The 15,506-nt window shown below is 67.8% G+C and carries 14 protein-coding genes; 3 read left to right on the top strand and 11 right to left on the bottom strand.

The annotated features are described in order from the left end of the window. Nucleotides 1-432 precede the first annotated feature (432 nt). Nucleotides 433-981 carry a DinB family protein gene (locus AC4IHM_RS18225; RefSeq protein ID WP_490868081.1) on the bottom strand — a complete coding sequence of 183 codons (549 nt, stop codon included), beginning with the start codon at nucleotides 979-981 and terminating at the stop codon, nucleotides 433-435. A gap of 515 nt (nucleotides 982-1,496) precedes the next feature. Here AC4IHM_RS18225 and AC4IHM_RS18220 point away from each other — a divergent pair. Then, on the top strand, nucleotides 1,497-2,120 hold the full coding sequence (locus AC4IHM_RS18220; RefSeq protein ID WP_490868080.1) for a histidine phosphatase family protein: 624 nt from the start codon (nucleotides 1,497-1,499) through the stop codon (nucleotides 2,118-2,120). A 76-nt stretch (nucleotides 2,121-2,196) separates the two neighbouring features. On the opposite strand, the gene AC4IHM_RS18215 is transcribed toward AC4IHM_RS18220, so the two are convergent. The 4 genes from AC4IHM_RS18215 to AC4IHM_RS18200 form a co-directional block, all read right to left on the bottom strand. Beyond that, nucleotides 2,197-3,411 carry a TniQ family protein gene (locus AC4IHM_RS18215; RefSeq protein ID WP_490868079.1) on the bottom strand — a complete coding sequence of 405 codons (1,215 nt, stop codon included), beginning with the start codon at nucleotides 3,409-3,411 and terminating at the stop codon, nucleotides 2,197-2,199. 65 nt (nucleotides 3,412-3,476) lie between these two features. After that, nucleotides 3,477-4,271: a hypothetical protein gene (locus AC4IHM_RS18210; RefSeq protein ID WP_490868078.1), complete on the bottom strand. Its 795-nt coding sequence runs from the start codon at nucleotides 4,269-4,271 to the stop codon at nucleotides 3,477-3,479. Nucleotides 4,272-4,312: 41 nt separating this feature from the next. Continuing rightward, entirely contained in the window at nucleotides 4,313-4,789 is a 477-nt protein-coding gene (locus tag AC4IHM_RS18205; protein WP_490868077.1) for a hypothetical protein, read from the bottom strand. A 108-nt stretch (nucleotides 4,790-4,897) separates the two neighbouring features. After that, nucleotides 4,898-5,926 (bottom strand): tyrosine-type recombinase/integrase, encoded by a 1,029-nt coding sequence (locus AC4IHM_RS18200; RefSeq protein ID WP_490868076.1) that lies wholly within the window; start codon nucleotides 5,924-5,926, stop codon nucleotides 4,898-4,900. On the opposite strand from AC4IHM_RS18200, the gene AC4IHM_RS18195 reads away from it, so the two are divergent. Continuing rightward, entirely contained in the window at nucleotides 5,892-7,271 is a 1,380-nt protein-coding gene (locus AC4IHM_RS18195; RefSeq protein ID WP_490868075.1) for a hypothetical protein, read from the top strand. The genes AC4IHM_RS18200 and AC4IHM_RS18195 overlap by 35 nt on opposite strands. Before the next feature lie 248 nt (nucleotides 7,272-7,519). On the opposite strand, the gene AC4IHM_RS18190 is transcribed toward AC4IHM_RS18195, so the two are convergent. The 6 genes from AC4IHM_RS18190 to AC4IHM_RS18165 all read right to left on the bottom strand — a co-directional run bounded on the left by AC4IHM_RS18190 (nucleotide 7,520) and on the right by AC4IHM_RS18165 (nucleotide 14,585). Continuing rightward, nucleotides 7,520-8,698, bottom strand: coding sequence for a tyrosine-type recombinase/integrase (locus AC4IHM_RS18190; RefSeq protein ID WP_490868074.1), 1,179 nt, complete (start codon nucleotides 8,696-8,698; stop codon nucleotides 7,520-7,522). A 105-nt stretch (nucleotides 8,699-8,803) separates the two neighbouring features. Continuing rightward, nucleotides 8,804-9,439, bottom strand: a complete 636-nt coding sequence (locus tag AC4IHM_RS18185; RefSeq protein ID WP_490868073.1) for a hypothetical protein — start codon at nucleotides 9,437-9,439, stop codon at nucleotides 8,804-8,806. Next, nucleotides 9,429-11,450 (bottom strand): transposase, encoded by a 2,022-nt coding sequence (locus AC4IHM_RS18180; RefSeq protein ID WP_490868072.1) that lies wholly within the window; start codon nucleotides 11,448-11,450, stop codon nucleotides 9,429-9,431. Before AC4IHM_RS18180 ends, AC4IHM_RS18185 begins: the two co-directional genes overlap by 11 nt. A 215-nt stretch (nucleotides 11,451-11,665) precedes the next feature. Further along, nucleotides 11,666-12,424, bottom strand: a complete 759-nt coding sequence (locus AC4IHM_RS18175) for a TnsA-like heteromeric transposase endonuclease subunit (protein WP_490868071.1) — start codon at nucleotides 12,422-12,424, stop codon at nucleotides 11,666-11,668. 301 nt (nucleotides 12,425-12,725) lie between these two features. Then, nucleotides 12,726-13,529: a class I SAM-dependent methyltransferase gene (locus AC4IHM_RS18170; protein ID WP_490868070.1), complete on the bottom strand. Its 804-nt coding sequence runs from the start codon at nucleotides 13,527-13,529 to the stop codon at nucleotides 12,726-12,728. Nucleotides 13,530-13,997: 468 nt separating this feature from the next. After that, nucleotides 13,998-14,585, bottom strand: a complete 588-nt coding sequence (locus AC4IHM_RS18165) for a TetR family transcriptional regulator (protein ID WP_490868069.1) — start codon at nucleotides 14,583-14,585, stop codon at nucleotides 13,998-14,000. A 73-nt stretch (nucleotides 14,586-14,658) separates the two neighbouring features. Here AC4IHM_RS18165 and AC4IHM_RS18160 point away from each other — a divergent pair, with 73 nt between their 5' ends. Next, complete coding sequence (locus tag AC4IHM_RS18160) at nucleotides 14,659-15,489, top strand: class I SAM-dependent methyltransferase (RefSeq protein WP_490868068.1); 831 nt, start codon at nucleotides 14,659-14,661, stop codon at nucleotides 15,487-15,489. Nucleotides 15,490-15,506 lie beyond the last annotated feature (17 nt).

Raw genomic sequence — 15,506 nt, 5'->3', positions numbered from 1 at the left:
CCATGCAACACCCTGCTAACTATTGCAAGCGCCTGCTTGCAAAAGTACCTCTGCGCTACCAGCTCCGCCTCTGTGACTCGTCACGTTAACTGTCGTGTTGGCGAGCCATCTGTCGTGTGGGGGTCGCGTGTGTCCTGTTCTCCGTGATGTCCGGGCAGTCTCGGAGATCTCCGGGCAAGTGACCTGACGTCTCAGTCGTCTCCGGGCACTTGGTGGGGTGTCTCGGTCTTCTCCCGGTACGCCGCCTCAGCAACTGTCCCGTCTCGCTGAGCTTGGAGGAGTCTCACTGATCTGTGCGGGGCGGCCTTGCGTCTCATGTCTGGTGGCTGTTGTCGAGGGTGCGGTCACCCACAGGGGTGACCCGCGTCCCGTTCCGTGTGGCTTGTCTCACCGCTCGTCAAGTCTCACGAGTAGAGGGCTTTCCTTGCCGGGTCACATCCCGGTGGAGCCGTCGATGCGTTCCCGCAGGAGATCGGCGTGGCCGTTGTGCCGTGCGTACTCAGCGATCATGTCCACCATGATCCTTCGCAGTGAGATCGGCTCGCCGGTCCTCTTGCGGATCCCTGTTTCATCCAGCGATGCGGCAGCGGCCGTGATCTGCCTGGAGTGCTCGCACTCCATCCGCCAGACGGCGAACGCTTCCTCGACATCACCGTCCAGGCTGTCGAAGTCCTGGTCGGGGTCCTCGTCGGAGTAGTAGAGCATCGGAACGTCCTCGCCGGCGAACTGGATGCGGAACCACCAGCGCTCGACGCCGGCCAGATGCCGCACCATGCCATGCAGGGACAGGCCGGAGGGCGGCACCGCCCGTTCGGACAACTGCTGCGGAGACAGGCCGGCGCACTTGAGCTCGAAGGTTGCCCGGTGCCAGTCCAGGACCGCGCCCAGGGTCTCCCTCTCGCCACCGACGGCGGGCGGGATCGGGCGGGTGTCGTCGTTCCACCTGGGTGCATAGTGCTTGGGGGCGGCTGTGTCGGTCATCGTCTGCCTTCCGGGCCGGGATGGGCCGAGTCTGACAGGCACCACTGACATCGGACCTGACCTGCGGGTTGTTGCTTGACGCCGATGACCGGCAACAGTGCGGCGATGAGGGGAACACTCAACTGGCGGGGTGTCGGCCCGGCTGAGGCGGGAACGCCGGTGACACCGGAAACTGCCACCTTCACTGCGAATCCTGGAAGCAGGCATCTCACCATCCTGACGAGGCCCAGCTCAGGAAGCACCACCCTCGCCATGATCGATGAGACGCGCACCCGACACTGGCCGAAGCCCTCCCGGGACGCCTTCTTTCGCCCTCCGTGAGTCGCGCCTCAGCATGTCACCCCGCAGGTCAGCGGCCCCACCTCTGCAAGATCTAATGAGACAGGACAGCAACCCCGAAGGCGTCCCCACATTCATCGCCAACTGAGCCAGCGCAGCCGCGACGGAACTATGCACAACGAGCTCAGCGTCCATCCCGACATACAAGATCACGGATGGCAACGGAGACCCGGGACATGACGGACACAGCTGCTCGATACCTCTACCTCGCTCGGCACGGTGAAGCGTCACAAGATGAGACGACCCTGACGGAAAGCGGTCGGCGCCAAGCCGTTCTGCTCGGTGAACGGCTCCAGAACACCCCGCTCTCGGCGATCTACCACGGTCCGCTGCCCCGGGCGCAGCAGACGGCCCGGCTGATCAGCGCACAACTTGACACCGTCCCACTGCACGAGTCGGAACTGGCCGGCGACTACATCCCCTACTTACCTACGAAGGACGAGCTGCCGCCGGATTCGGCCGACGCCATGCTCGCCTTCCTCGCCCAGGTTTCCGACGAGGAGCGCCACCACGGTGCAGCACTGGCCCGGGAAGCACTTGCAGAATTCACAGGTCCGGTCGACGGCGATCGCCCCCGCCACGAACTGCTCGTCACCCACAACTTCCTCATCGGATGGCTGATCCGAGCCGCACTCGACGCACCCGAGTGGCGCTGGATGGGCCTCAACCACGGCAACGCGGCTCTGACGGTCATCCGATACGCACCCGGCAGGCCGTCCTCCGTGCTGTTCTACAACGACATGCGGCATCTACCCGCAGAACTGCGCTGGAGTGGCTTCCCGCCCGAACTCCACATCTGACAAAGAAGGCCGCTTGCCCGGACTTGAGTGAGACGACCTCGCGAAACCCGTCTCACTCAAGTCCGGGCATCGCAGGTCAGGGGCCCGCCTCGTCCGGACTTATCCGAGACCGGAGAGCGCGGGTCATACCGGGGTGCTTGAGAATCAGGTCTGCGCGACTCGGAAGCTGGTGTGCGGCCCAGGGCCGTTGGTCGTGTCGGAGCGTCGCGCGGAACGGCACGGAGGCTCGTCGGGTGCTGCGGAACTGGTAGCCCAGACGCGAACCGACACCGTTCGAACGTTCGATCACGCCTTTGAGTGCTTCGTTGGCGGTCTCTTCGTCGGGTGCGGCCAGTAGTCGCTCGGCGATTCCCAGGACTGCGGCGGAGGCCAGGGGGTTCTCCGGCGGGATCGTGTAGATGCGCGAGCGGGGCTGCTTCCCGTGACCTCGGTAGGTCGGGTGGTTCTGTCGGCGCTGGTTGGCTTCTTCGTCCATGATGTCCGCCAGTGACGGCGTCTCTGCCAGTGGTCGGCATTCCGGCCAGGTCAGGAAGATCAGCGCTGACAGTGCCCAGAGGTCGAAGAAGTAGATGCCGACAGGGACATGCCAGCCGAACGTCGCGGTCGCGCCGTCAGAAGCTGTGGTGAGCAGGGTCTCGATTCGTTCTTGCAGACGGAGTAAGACGTTGAGGGTGCGGGCATCGGGCGGGTGCCCGGAGGACGGGTCCGTCTGGTCATAGCGGGCGCCGCAGGGGGTGCTGGTGCGGGTGCCCTTCGGCGCGGTGTTGTTCCTGCATTGGAGGGGATGCAGACCCTCGACCGTGAGATGGGGTATCGCGTGTCCGGGTTTCGACACCTGCGCCGGTTGCCCGCAGCCGGAGCAGCGGGTGGACAGAATCCGCCGATGGCGACAACAGACGAAGACTGCCGGGACGCGCCAGAGCCTTCGCCAGGCTCCCCCGAGGAGTTGCTCGATCTCGGTGCCGCTGCCGGACAGGCACTCGGGGCAGTACCTGGTGTTGCGGAAGGAAGCCCACGCGTTGCCACTGATCAGGGACTGGGCCGTCCTCCCCTTGGTCAGTGATGGGTCGAGCGGTCCATAGCGAGGGGCGAGGCCGGCGAGAAGAAGGCTCCTGGCTTCGGTGGGCGTGAGGCTGGTGGCGGTGGAGAACGCCTGAAGCTGACCGGGGTCGAGGTCGTGCAGGGGTCGTAGTGACAGCCCGGACAGTTCCGTTCGGCGCAGGCCGGTGCGGACCGTGATCTCGGCCGGGGTGCTTCCGGCGCGGTAGGCGAGTCTGAGTACGTAGCCCACAAGGGATTCGTCGTGGAGCGGGTCGAGACTCCGAGGCAGCGGTTGCGGGGCTGGCCGGTGGTTTTTCATGCGTCTGCGGCGGGCCGTTGCCCGCGGTCGTCGAAGACGGTGTCCCGTCCCTTGCGTCGTGGGCCGGTTCGGCGTTTCCCGTCCGTCGTCTCGGTTGGAATGTCCGGGATCTCTCCGGCGGCTCCGTCACGTCCGGGGACGTTTCCGAGGTTGATCGTGATCTCTTCGAGCAGATCCTCGGTGAGGGCTTCCCGTCCGGTTTCCATGGCCCGGGTGCATCCGTCCTCGATGAGCCGCTTGAGCAGTCCGACGATGCCGTGGGTGCGGTTGAAGAGGTACTCGGGCATGGTGCCCGTGGTCAGCATTCCGTCCGGTGTGTCGAACAAGCGTAGTTGGTCTTGGATGCCGGCGAGGTGGTCGACCCAGGCCGCGATGTCCGGCGGGGTGTCATAGCTGAACGGATCGAGGTTGATCAGGTCGAAGCGGCGCTCGGTCTGGGTAGCGGCTTCGTCGTTATGGCTCTTGCCTCGTTTGGCCGGTGGGAAGACGACCTGGCCGGTCCGGGGGTCGTGGCGGCCTTCGCGGAGGAGTCCGGAGCCGGGGATGTTGACGCCGATCAGTACGAGGGTCACGTTCAGACTCATCAGGTCCCGGATGAGGTCGAGGGTGTCCTGGTCGTCCTCGCGGTGCATCTTCAGCCGGGTGATGTCGTCCAGATTACCGACCGCAGGAGCTCGGATACCGGCTCTGAACTGCGACGATTCATAGACTACATGTCCGCGACGGGGAGTCGGGGAGTGGGGGCCGTTGCCGAAGTTCATCCAGGTGGTCTCATGGGGCGGCCCGTCCACCGGGACGGTGGACGGGCCGCGATCTGGTCAGGAGGACGGGATCAGGTGGCCGATCCCGGGTCGGTGATGCGGGCCTCGAGGTCGGCGACGCGGCGGTCCTGGAAGCGGAGGTTGGAGCGGGCTGCCTTGAGGCGCTCGTCCAGGGTGCGGTTGTCGGCCGTGAGCTGACGGACTCGTTGTTTGAGGGTGGTGTTCTCGGTGGTGATCCGCTGGATGGCTTCCTCGGTCCATTCGGCTTCCAAGTCCCTTATGTCACCGAGGAGTTCACCGATCCGCGTGCGCTGGGCGAGGATCTCGCCGCGGGCGGTCTTGAGGGCCTCTTCGGCATTCAAGGCGCGTTCGCGCCAGGTCGCCTCACGTTCCTCGTCTTGGTCGGCGAGCAACTGGGTCCGGCGGCCTCCGGCCTCGGCCATCGCGGAGGCGATGACGGCTCTGGCCTCGGGATTGTCGTAGAGGAAGGTGCGGGAGACGTTCCGCGCGGCGGGCGACGGCGGCGACGCTGACCTGGGCTTTCTCACGCCGGAGCCGGGTGATGGCTTCGCGGACCCGCTGCAGGGCGGTCTCGGTCTTGTGGCGGCGGGCTGCCAGGGCAGCGGCTGTGCGGGGTTGGGGAACGGCAGCGGTCTTCATGCGATGTCCTGCTCGGGGTCGTTGTCGTCAGTTGTGTACGTATCGCTGTACTCGCTCTGCTCTTCGTCGCCCGCGTCGGCGAGGTCGGCGGCGCGGAAGGCCGTGGACCAGACGCGGTGGAAGTAGTCCTGAGGTTTGCGCAGGTCCAGGGCGAGGGCGTCGTCGAGGAGGCCGAGGCCGGCCAGGGCCTTCTCCAGGCCGTCGATGGCACGGGCGGTGGGCTCGAAGTAGCGGTGCAGGTAGTCGGCGGTCACGTCGTCCGGGGCGCCCTCAGCCAAAAGTCGCCATTGTTCACGCTTGCGCCGCCAGTAGAGGAGATCGGCGCCGGACAGCACGAACTTGTCGCAGTTGTGGCAGTCGAGGTTCCAGGGGCAGGCGCCGCCGTCGACGACCGGCTGGAAGGTGCAGAACCCGCCCTCGGCGGGAGTGCTGCGGCGGGCGAGGTCGATGGCGAGAGCCTGGGCCCGCTCCCGGGTGAGCGGGGTGGTCTCGCCTGCGAGGAGTTCGCCGGGTTGTGCGGTGCCGGGGCCGGTGACCCAGACGTGCTGGAGGACGTTCTCCAGGTCTTCGCTGGTCAGATGTACGTAGTGCTCTGCCATTCGGTCCGAGACCTGGCCGAGATAGCGGCGGATGTGAGTCAGGGTGGCTCCCGCCCGAAGCAGGCTGGTGGCCAGGGTATGGCGAGCCTGATGGGGCACGAGCTGACCGAGGTCGAGCTCGTTGATCCACTCCCGGAACCGCCGGTGGAACCACTGGTAGGACAGGGCGGTGGAGCCGTCGGGGTTGCGGACCTTGCTGGTGAACAGGGCGAGTTGGGTGCGTTCGGCACTGGTCGGACGGCGTCCATGCCGGGCGACGAAGCGGTCCATCGTCTTGCGCTGCCGCTCGGCGAGGAGGTCGTAGAGCCGGTCGGGGATGCGTATCGCGGTGTCGTAGTTGCCGACCTTGGTCTGGTCGTGCCAGAACATCGCCAGGCCGCCGTAGCGGCCGATGCAGTTCCAGCGCACTTTGAGGACCTCGTTCACGCGGCGGCCGGTAACGACGATGGTCTCCCAGAACGTCTCGCATCCCCTGGTCGTCGGGATCGTGGTTCTGTGCGAGCTGGGCGAGGTTTACCTCGTCGGCCAGGGCTCGGGCGACCTCGTCGGGGAAGGGCCGCCGGGCCCGCAGTGGCTCACCGCCGGCGAACGGCATGGCGATGATGAACTCGCGGTCCAATCCGAGCCGTTCGGCGGCGCCGTTTTCCAGTGTGTGCCGCAGCAGCTTGCGGACTCCGTTGAACACGTCGGTGCGGGTGACGGAGGTGACCGTCGACAGCTTGCCGTAGAGCCCCTTCATCACCAGCGAGGGCAGCCCATGGCGTTCACGGTGCTGCTGATCTGCAATGAAGCGGTGCATGATCTCCACCCGCAAAGAGCTCGGGTCATGGCCGCCGCCGGGGGCATCGACCTCCATGAACGCGCTCAGCTCGGTGCAGGCCCGGCGGATGCCGTCGATGGGCTGTGCGGTGCGCGGGCGCTGGGGCGAGCGGATCAGCTCCGCGGTGTAGTCCCAGAGCAGGTCACGCAGCCAACGCTGAGTGATGCGGGTCAGGTCGATGTGGCTGGCCCGGTGGGGGAAGCGGATGCCGAAGTGGTCGGTCTCCAGGAACCCGGCATCTCGCGTCTGCTCGGGGGTGAAGTAGACCAGCCGCAGGTAGTGGAGCATCTTCTTCACGATCGAGGTGTGAAACCGCGGGAAGTCGTCCAGGTCCAGGTCGGTCAGCGAGCCGGCGTCGCGTTCACGCGCGAGGTTGACGAGTTTCTGGATCCAGTCCAGGCGCCAGATGCTGTGCCGGTCCTGCTGGGTGTGGGCGAACAGGGTGTACTGGATCTCGGCTCGCAGCAGCGGCCGCAGACCGCGCAGGTTGACCAGTCCCGGCCGCGGAGCCGGATCGGCCGTCGCGCACCATCCGCGGAAGGCGTTCTCGTCCGTGCAGGAGACGGGGACGGGGTGGCCCTGGCTCTCGTAGCGCTGCCACCAGCTGCCCGGAAGGGCCGCCCCGCCGGGGCGGCGGTCGCGCTTGTAGCGGTGCCAGTGCCAGCTGCACAAACCCAGCGGCGACTCTGCCTGCCCGGGGCAGACCGTGACCTCGCAGTTTCCGTAACCGTCGCGGGGCGCCTGCTCGGCGACCCACTGCTCGAAGTCCGCCGCGGAATCGCGCGGGGCGACGTAGTACTTCCAGGAGCTGTAGTGGTAGCGACACAACCGCAGGTCTGTTCGCGGCTCCGCCGGTCGATCGGGGCAGATCAAGCATGGGCCCTCGCGTTCGAACTCGGCCCGGGGCAGCGGCTGTGCCGCGGTGAGGAACTCGGCCCGGGTCGTGCCTGATTCCCGCACCTGTCCCCACTGCCGGAGGTGGTTGGAGCACAGGTCTGTCCCTCCGGACCGGACGCGTTCGCAGGCGCCGACGACGCATCCCCACTGGTAGACGGGGTGGTCTTGGGGAACCCGTACGAGTACTCCGCGGAAGATCGGATCGAAGGACGGGGCACCGATCAGCGCGGTGAGGATCTCCAGCCGGTCCCGGCCCTCGCGGTCGGGGCGTTCGGTGTAGAGCGGCAGCAGCGAGTTCGCGGTCACTTCGTCTCACCCCAGACCGTGCGAAGCGCGGCGTCGAAGACCGGGTCGTGGACGTTGACATGCCCGTAGACCTCGTCGACCATCGCGGCCGAGGCCCAGCCGCCGGCGTCCCGGGCGATCAGGGTGTTGCCGTCCGCGGCATCGAGGACCGCCGAGGTAAAGGTGTGCCTGAAGGCATGAGGTTTCACCAGTCCCAACCCGGCGCGTTTCCCGGCCCGGCCGAGCATCCGGCGGGCGCCGACCGGTGCCCACGGCTGGCCGGTATCGGCGCCGTGCAGCTGGACCAGGAGCATGCCGTGCCCGGCGCCGCGCGGGTACTCGGTCGTCATGTACTCGAAGTAGGAGTGCACCATCGCCGGGCTGACCCGCTTGATCAGCCCGCCGGTCACCGTCCCGCGCTCGACCCGCCAGGAGTGCTTGGTCTTGGCCTCGGCCCGGTTCGGGTTGCCGGGCCGGTGGCAGACGTGCAGGTGCGGGGTTCGGCACTCGCCGCAGGCCGCGTTCTCCCGCAGGTGCAGGTCGACCAGGTGCAGCCCGCAGAGCTCGCCGATCCGAAGCCCGCCGTCGGCGAGCCAATCGACGACCAGCCGGTCCCGGGCGGCGTTCACCGTCTCCAGAAGCCTCTCCCTGGCCCCCTCGGGCAGCATCTTCGGGTGCCGGCGGTGCGGTCCTTTAGGTGCCAGCGGGTTGGTCGGCAGCGTGTTCTTCACGTGCCCGAGGAACGAGCGGCGCTTGTCCGCCCGCGTCGGCAGCCGGGACTTGTCGAGCTTCTTGCCGAGCTCGCCGTTGATGCCGCGAGAAGCCTGCTGCAGGTAGAAGCCCTTCAGGCACGCGGCCGCGGTCGACAGCGCCGAGCGGCCGTAGGGGCGCTTGCCCACACGCCACGGTTCCCCGAGCGGTATGCGTACCTCGGCGCCGACGATGCCCATGTACCGTTCCAGGTCCCGCAGCTTCACCGTGTCGAAGGCCAGGCACTCGCGCTCCAGCCACCGCAGGTGGTCCACCAGGTAGTACGCGTAGGTCTTCTGCGTGCCCGAGCCCTCGTGCTCACGCAGGAACCGGTCCGCCTCCTTGTGTAGCGTGCCCTCGGGCCAGACGATCGTCCACGACCGCTGCCCGTCCTTCCGCTCGATCCGCTGGACCCTCAGGTCCCCGACCACAACGTGCCGTACCACTTGTCCTCCGTACCGACTCCAGAACATGACAAACGTCCCGGACACGGTCGGTAAACAAGTCCAGGACGTGCTGGTCACAGTCCCAGACGGACATCACGGGCAGGACTACGGGCGGTCGGTAAAGTCCAGCAGGAGAACGGTGGTGCAGTGGGCGTGCAGCGAGTCGCGGAGGTTGCGGACGCGGCCCCGGAGGTTTTTCCCGTAAGGGGCTCCGTAGAAGTCCAGGACCGCTTCACACAGTCCCATCGGTGTCGCCTTCACCGGCGTCTGGCAGTAGGCCACCGGCGCGTAGAGGTCGCGGGTCCCGGCGAGAGCATTTGGGTTGACCTGGTGATGCAGGTCGCGCCAGAAGTCCTCGAACGCCGCGGCGGTCTCGCAGGCAGTCGCCGTCTTGCCCTGATAACCGCCTCCGTTGATCATCAGTCCGTCCAGAGTGCCCGGCTCGAACTTCAGCGCGTTGTTCTGGATCCGGGTGCGCATCAGGGACGTGACGCGGGCACTCATCGGGGTCTCCTGCATCCGCAGGTTCACGTGGGTCGCGGCCCGGTGGATGTCGTGGAGGGCACGCTTGCGCGGGCTCATGGCCCGGTATTCGTCCAGGGACACTCTCGGCGCGGGCACGAAGGTGTCACGGACCGCGCGCCACTGCTGCCAGCCCTGATGCGTCAGCCGGTTCGGCGGCGGGCCGAACCTCAGGAACGGCAGCACCCCGTCCGCGTTCTGTGTTTCCTCAGCCGTCATCGTCACCGTCCTCACCCTCGTCCGGCAGGACGAAGAGGTTGCGTGTGCGGAAGCTGGCGCCCAGAGGCGGTGGGAGACCCGCACCGGGCTGTGTTTCCCGCTCACGGCGGCGACGCCGTTCCGCGTCGACGGCGTCCGTCACCTGCCGGGACCGCTCGGGCCATTCCAGAGCGACGACATCGGCGACGGCTTCGGGCTCCCGAGGCTCCCCGGTGCTCACAGCGGGGCGGTCCGCAGCAGCGGCTTTCGCCTGCATGGTCTCCCTGGCGTACTGAGTGCGCTGAGCCTTGGTCAGCTGACTCGGCCAGTTGCTGACAGGGTCGTACGGGCCGAGCAGTCTCAGCAGGACAGGCAGGAGTTCGGTATCGCTCTTCGGTTTCAGGCCGGCCTGGCGGACCCGGGTGAGCAGTTCCTCCACGCGCACGTCCCCGAAGGCGGGAACCTCACCCTCCGGCGGCAGACCGGTCCAGCGCAAAGGGCGCCACTCGTGGGAGACGGGGTCCTGGAAGAAGACGACGCGCCGGTCCCGGGGCTCGCGGTGGACGATCCACATCTGCTTGTGCCGTCCTCCGCGGCTCGACGCCCGGTCCTTGTAGGGCTCCAGGGCGTCACCTGAATACCACAGCCCCTTGATCTTCACCCCGCGTCGGCTGTCGATGCGCCTGACCTGGTGTTCGGGCAGGAACCGGTAGTAGAGCTCCGGTGAGGGGATCTCCATCCCGAAGCCAGCTTGGGCAAAGGAGGCGGCGAACAGAGAGTTCGGGCTGTGATCCCCACCGGGGTCCCAGCTCGGGGCGTACTCGCCCAGTCTCCGGGCCTGCCAGATCCTGACAACCCAGGTCGCGATGAGATGCTCCATCGCCTCGACGGTCAGCTCACTGTCGGCCTCCGGATCGGCCCCGCGGTCGGCAACGTCGACACCGGTGTAGCCGGGCAGGTGCTCGAACAGCAGCGAACGGATACTTCCGAACACCCGCTCGACCGCATATTTGTCGGTGGGCCGCAGGACCCTCGCGGGAAGGATTTTGCAGCCGATGACCTCCTGGACATCGACCAGGTGATGGTTGCGGTAGACGCTCCCATGGTCGGTCGTCACCGTCTCCGGGGCGAAGAACGGCAGGCCCGCCACCTGATACCCGGCGAACTCCGCCACCACGGCGGCGGGAAGCCCGGGGTAGGGCCACTGCATGTCCTCGTCCCAGTCCGCCCTCATCGGCAGCGGGAGCATCACGTCCCGCAGGACCATCGCCACGTCCACCGAGGTGTCCGACACGAGGGTGAGGCGGAACGCACAGATCGAGTGCGTGTAGACGTCCAGGGCCAGGGTCAGGTGAACCGTCACCGGATCACCGAAAACACTCTCGCGGACCATCACCGGCAAGACCGTGGTGTCCAGAGCGACCACCTGCCCCGGCCGGGTAACGAGCATATGCCCGTTCTTCTCGGGCAGTTGGGCCGACCGGTCGTAGCGGGACCGTGCACCACCCGGTCCGAACCATTCCTTCCAGACCCTCAGCAGCGTCTCGTAGCTGGGGATCTCGATGTCGGGATCCTCGAAGGTCTCGCGGATGTAGCGGTGGATCATGGTCTCGCGGGTGCGGGCATCCACCCGGGACCGGTGCAGGGTCTCCTGACGGACCGCGAGAATCGCTTCCCTGACCGGCTCGGTGACGCTGGGATGGCCGCCGCTCTCCCGCAGCCACCGGCTGTCGGCACAGCCGATCAGCCCGAACCGCCTGCGGTTCCTCTCCCACCGCTCCAGCGTCCGGACCCCCACCCGGGCCAGGCCCAGCATCCTGGCCTCTGTAGGGGCCATCGCCTCCAGCTCCATCGCCTTCGCCCGGCGCCGCTCGGTCAGCGTGGTGCGGTCCGGATCGTACTCGGGCCTGGGCTCACCCGGCCGGGGACGGAAAGGATCGCCGCTGCGGAAACCGCAGTTGACCTCCATCAGGTGCTCGAACCGCAGTTCCACCAGGGCGACCTTCTCCGGCTTCAGATCGCTCAGCGTCATCTGCTGGCGTCCTCGGTTCGCCCCTTGTGAGGATGTGCGCGATGAGGAACGGCAGTGCGGGTGATTCAGCAGGAAGCGGTAGCTGAGGCACTCACGGGTGCCGTCGTGGCTCACGAGATGTACTCGTCCCAGATGCGGTTCCTGCCGTTCGACCAACCATTCCTCACTGTCCAGGACGACTGCCGCCCCGGGCGAGAGGTCCAGAGCCTCCGCGGTCACCTCACGCCTCCCGCCGCGACCAGCCAGGAGCCGTCCGTGAGCGGCCGGGACAGGTCCACCCCGAGGCGGCGGTGCCAGAGCAGATGGAGCAACTGAGCGCGGGCCACCGGCCAGTAGGGTCCGGCCGCGAGTTCGCCGAATCTGCCCCCTCGCTCAGCTCTGGCCAGCAGTGTCGGCTGGAGCTGGAGCAGATCGCGCGTCGGCCTGCGACCGGCAGCCAACGTGTCGAGTGTCGTCATGGCGTGCGGTTGCCAACGGGCCGCGACCGCGTAACGCCAGCCGCAGGACAGCACCATCTCCTGCGTCGCCGCGAACGACTCCAGGTCTCCTGCCTTGATCAACCGCTCAGGGCGGACATCGATCAGCCATGTCCCCGCCGCAGTCACCGCGAGGAAGTCCGGCGTGTGCTTCCGCCACTTGTCCGCCGTCTGGAACCTCATCTCCAGCGGCTGCGAGAGGACCTCCACCACCTCACCGCAGAAGTCCAGGACCAGCAGCAGTCGGTCCTCCTCCAAACTCTCGAAGCCGTGCTGGCGCCGCGTGCTGACCAGATACTCCAGACCGGGACGATGACGCTGGTCCCGCCGCCACGTGAACCCGCGTACAGGGCCGAGGCCGGAACGCGGCACCGCGGCCAGATCATCTACCGAGCACGTGACCTTGTCCCCGGCGTACCGCCATGTTGCCGTCCAACGACGCTGCCAGCCCTCAGTCAGCACCAGGAACCGCCGCCCCGGAGTGAGCGACACAGGCACCAACAGGTCTTCCCAACCGCACGAATGCGACCACAACACCGCCGCTGAACTGCTTCGCGGATCAGCCGACGAGTACGAGGCACCAGAACCACGCGGATCGTCCACCATGCCAGGGAAACCGGTCCGGACCCCGGCGCGGGCGCCCTCTTCGAAGTTGACGACAACTTGCGTGCAAACACTCTCTACACGACAAGAATCGTGCCGATCTGACGACAGTTAGCGTGCCATTCCCATCTCAAGCCACCAGGTCGCCGGTACACGAAACGACATCTAGCGTGACGAGTCACAGCCTCTTGTGACTTCACGCGGTATGTCCGTTCCCAGCGCTTGTGAGGGTTTCCCGCTGGATCTGCGCGGCGAAGTCTCCCGTGAGCCGAGCTACGGACGTTCGCGCGACGAAGACGAACTCCTTGCCCGGCCTGTCGGGCGCGTCGCGTACGTCGTCCACCACGTATCCCTGCGCGATCAGCTCCGCCTCGACCTCCTGCCGCTCGCGGAAGCGCAAGGTGGAGTCCGACGTCATCACCTCCCCGTCGGCAGCGAACACGTAGGTCCAGCGGAACGTCACCAGCGGTTCGCGCACCTCAATCACCTGGACCCAGCTCTCGACGGCGCCGACATCCGGGATCTCCGTCACGCGGTATGAGGCTTCGCGGTTCCACCCCTCCCAGGCGCGTCCGGCTGGATCCCGGGTCTCGAACACCAGAGGGCCGCCGGGCCGCAGTGCTTCGTACGCGCCACGCAGGGTCGCGCGCCATGCCTGCGGATCTGGGATTTCCTGGGCGGCGTTCGCCGTCATGGTTGCCAGGTCGACCCGCATCGGCGGAAGTGTCGTGGCATCGCCGCAGATCCAGCGCACTCGCTCGCCGCCCGGCTTGGCTCGGGCCACGTCGATGGACGCTTGAGCGGGATCGACGCCCACGACTTCGATCCCGCGTTCAGCCAGCAGAAGCGCGAACACGCCTGTTCCACAGCCGATGTCCAGCACGTCACGTGCCCCGAACTCCTCCGTCATCCGGACGTACGCGTCGAGATCGCTGCGATCGGGGTCGAGTGGGTCATAGATCGCGGCGAGCCGTGGATGCCCGAAACACTCGTCAGCCATGCGGTCGAACGTATGGGCTACTGAGCTGGAGCGCCTGCTCATTACGGATGAACTGGTGGAACGTGTCGATGATCAAGGTCGGATGCTGGGGGTGGTCAGCCGCCGGATTCTCGTCCACCGGCGGTCGGAGCGGGTGTCCCTCTTCCCCGGGCCGGCCGAAGAGCTGGGGGCTCGTGTGTCGCGTACGTCAGCCGCAGTGGCCTGAGTCCGCACTGGCTCGGTGTGCATGAGGCCGTGGTGCCGGGCGCCGTCGTCCCCGATCCCGATGAGGTCGACTGGCACGGCCGGCTGAGCGAGCCGGAGCTTGGCTCGGCCCTGCTGGAGTGGCGTTTCACTCCCGACAGCCGCGAAGCCTTCCGGCGGTATCGCGCGTTTCGGACCTCGCGGCCCTGACCGTGCCTGGTCGGCTCGCCCTCCTTGAGCAGGGCGGCGGCACCGGAGTTGCCCGTCCCGGGGACAGGGGCGGAGTCACGTCCGGGGTGGTGGCAGTGCGCCGGCGACGACGGTGGTCACCATCCTGTGGACGGCGGCGGTCGGCGGCGGGGCGCTCGACCGGTCGGCGAACAGCAGGTGCCCGGCCCCGACGAGGGTGGGGGCGAGGGTGTCGATGTCGGCGTCACCGGCCAGGCGCCCCAAGTCCCGCTCGGCGGTGAGGTACTCGGCGAGCATGACGGTGCCCTGCGCGACCAGTGGGATGCCGGTCAGACCGGCCTCGCGCAGCCGGGCGCGGGCGCCGTCGCGGAAGGTGATGAGCGCGACGATCGCCACCGTGACCGGCCCGAACAGGTCCCGCAGTGCGTCGGCGAGGTTGTCCACCACGCTCCCGGCGCCGGCGGCGGCGCGCAGAGTCGTCGTCCGTTCCTCGACGCCGCGGACGCGGTCGAGGACCAGTTCCGCGAGGAAGGCGTCGAAGTCGGTGAAGTGCCGGTGCAGCACACCCTTGGCACAGCTCGCCTCCTCCGTGACCGCCCGGCTGGTCAGCGCGTCGGGCCCGTCCCGCAGCAGAACGCGCTCGGCGGCCTCGAACAACTGGCCGCGCACGTTGTGGATGTGCACCCCTGACGGCATTGTCTCCCTTTCCGCGCCGCCCCGCCTTAACAAGTGGGCAACCGCCCATTAGTGTGGGCGTATGCCCACTCTATCGCAGGGACAGCCGGACACCCCCGGACCCGAGCCCCACCGCCACCGGCTGACGGCCGAGTCGTTCGGCGTGGACGCCGAGCGCTACGACCGCGCCCGACCGCCGTATCCCGAGGCCCTGGTGGACAGGATCGTCGCGGCGAGCCCCGGTCGGCGCGTCCTCGACGTCGGAGCCGGGACCGGCATCGAGGCCCGGCAGTTCCGGGCGGCCGGGTGCACGGTGCTCGCTGTCGAGCCCGACGAACGGATGGCCTCCTTCGCGCGACGCGACCGTATCGAGGTCGAGGTCGCCAGGTTCGAGGACTGGCAGCCGGCCGGGCGGCGGTTCGACGCGGTCGTCGCCGGTACCGCCTGGCACTGGGTGGACCCCGTCGCCGGCGCGGCCAAGGCGGCCCGGGTGCTCGGTCCCGGCGGCCTGCTCGCCCCCTTCCACCACGTCCCCCAACCCCCGGCCGAGGTGATCGACGCCCTCGCCGAGGCACTCCAACGGGTCGCCCCCGGCTCCCCGTTCAACCCCGGCGTGCTGAAAGGCTCGGCCGTGGACGCGTACCAGCCGCTGTTCGCGAGGATCGCCGACGGGATCCGGCGGACCGGCGGCTTCAGCGAGCCGGAGCAGTGGCGCTTCTCCTGGGAGCGCACCTACTCCCGAGCGGAGTGGCTCGACCAGCTCCCCACCTTCGGCGGCCTCACCCAACTCCCCGCGGACAGGATGGCGGAGGTCCTGGACAGCGCCGGGGCCGCGATCGACAGGCTCGGCGGCCACGCCACCATGCCCTACACATCCGTCGTGATCGCCTCCACCCGCTCCCCCGCGACCTGACCGCCGCGACCAGAGGG

Source organism: Streptomyces sp. SL06 (assembly GCF_058244745.1).
This window is presented reverse-complemented; position numbering and strand designations above follow the sequence as displayed.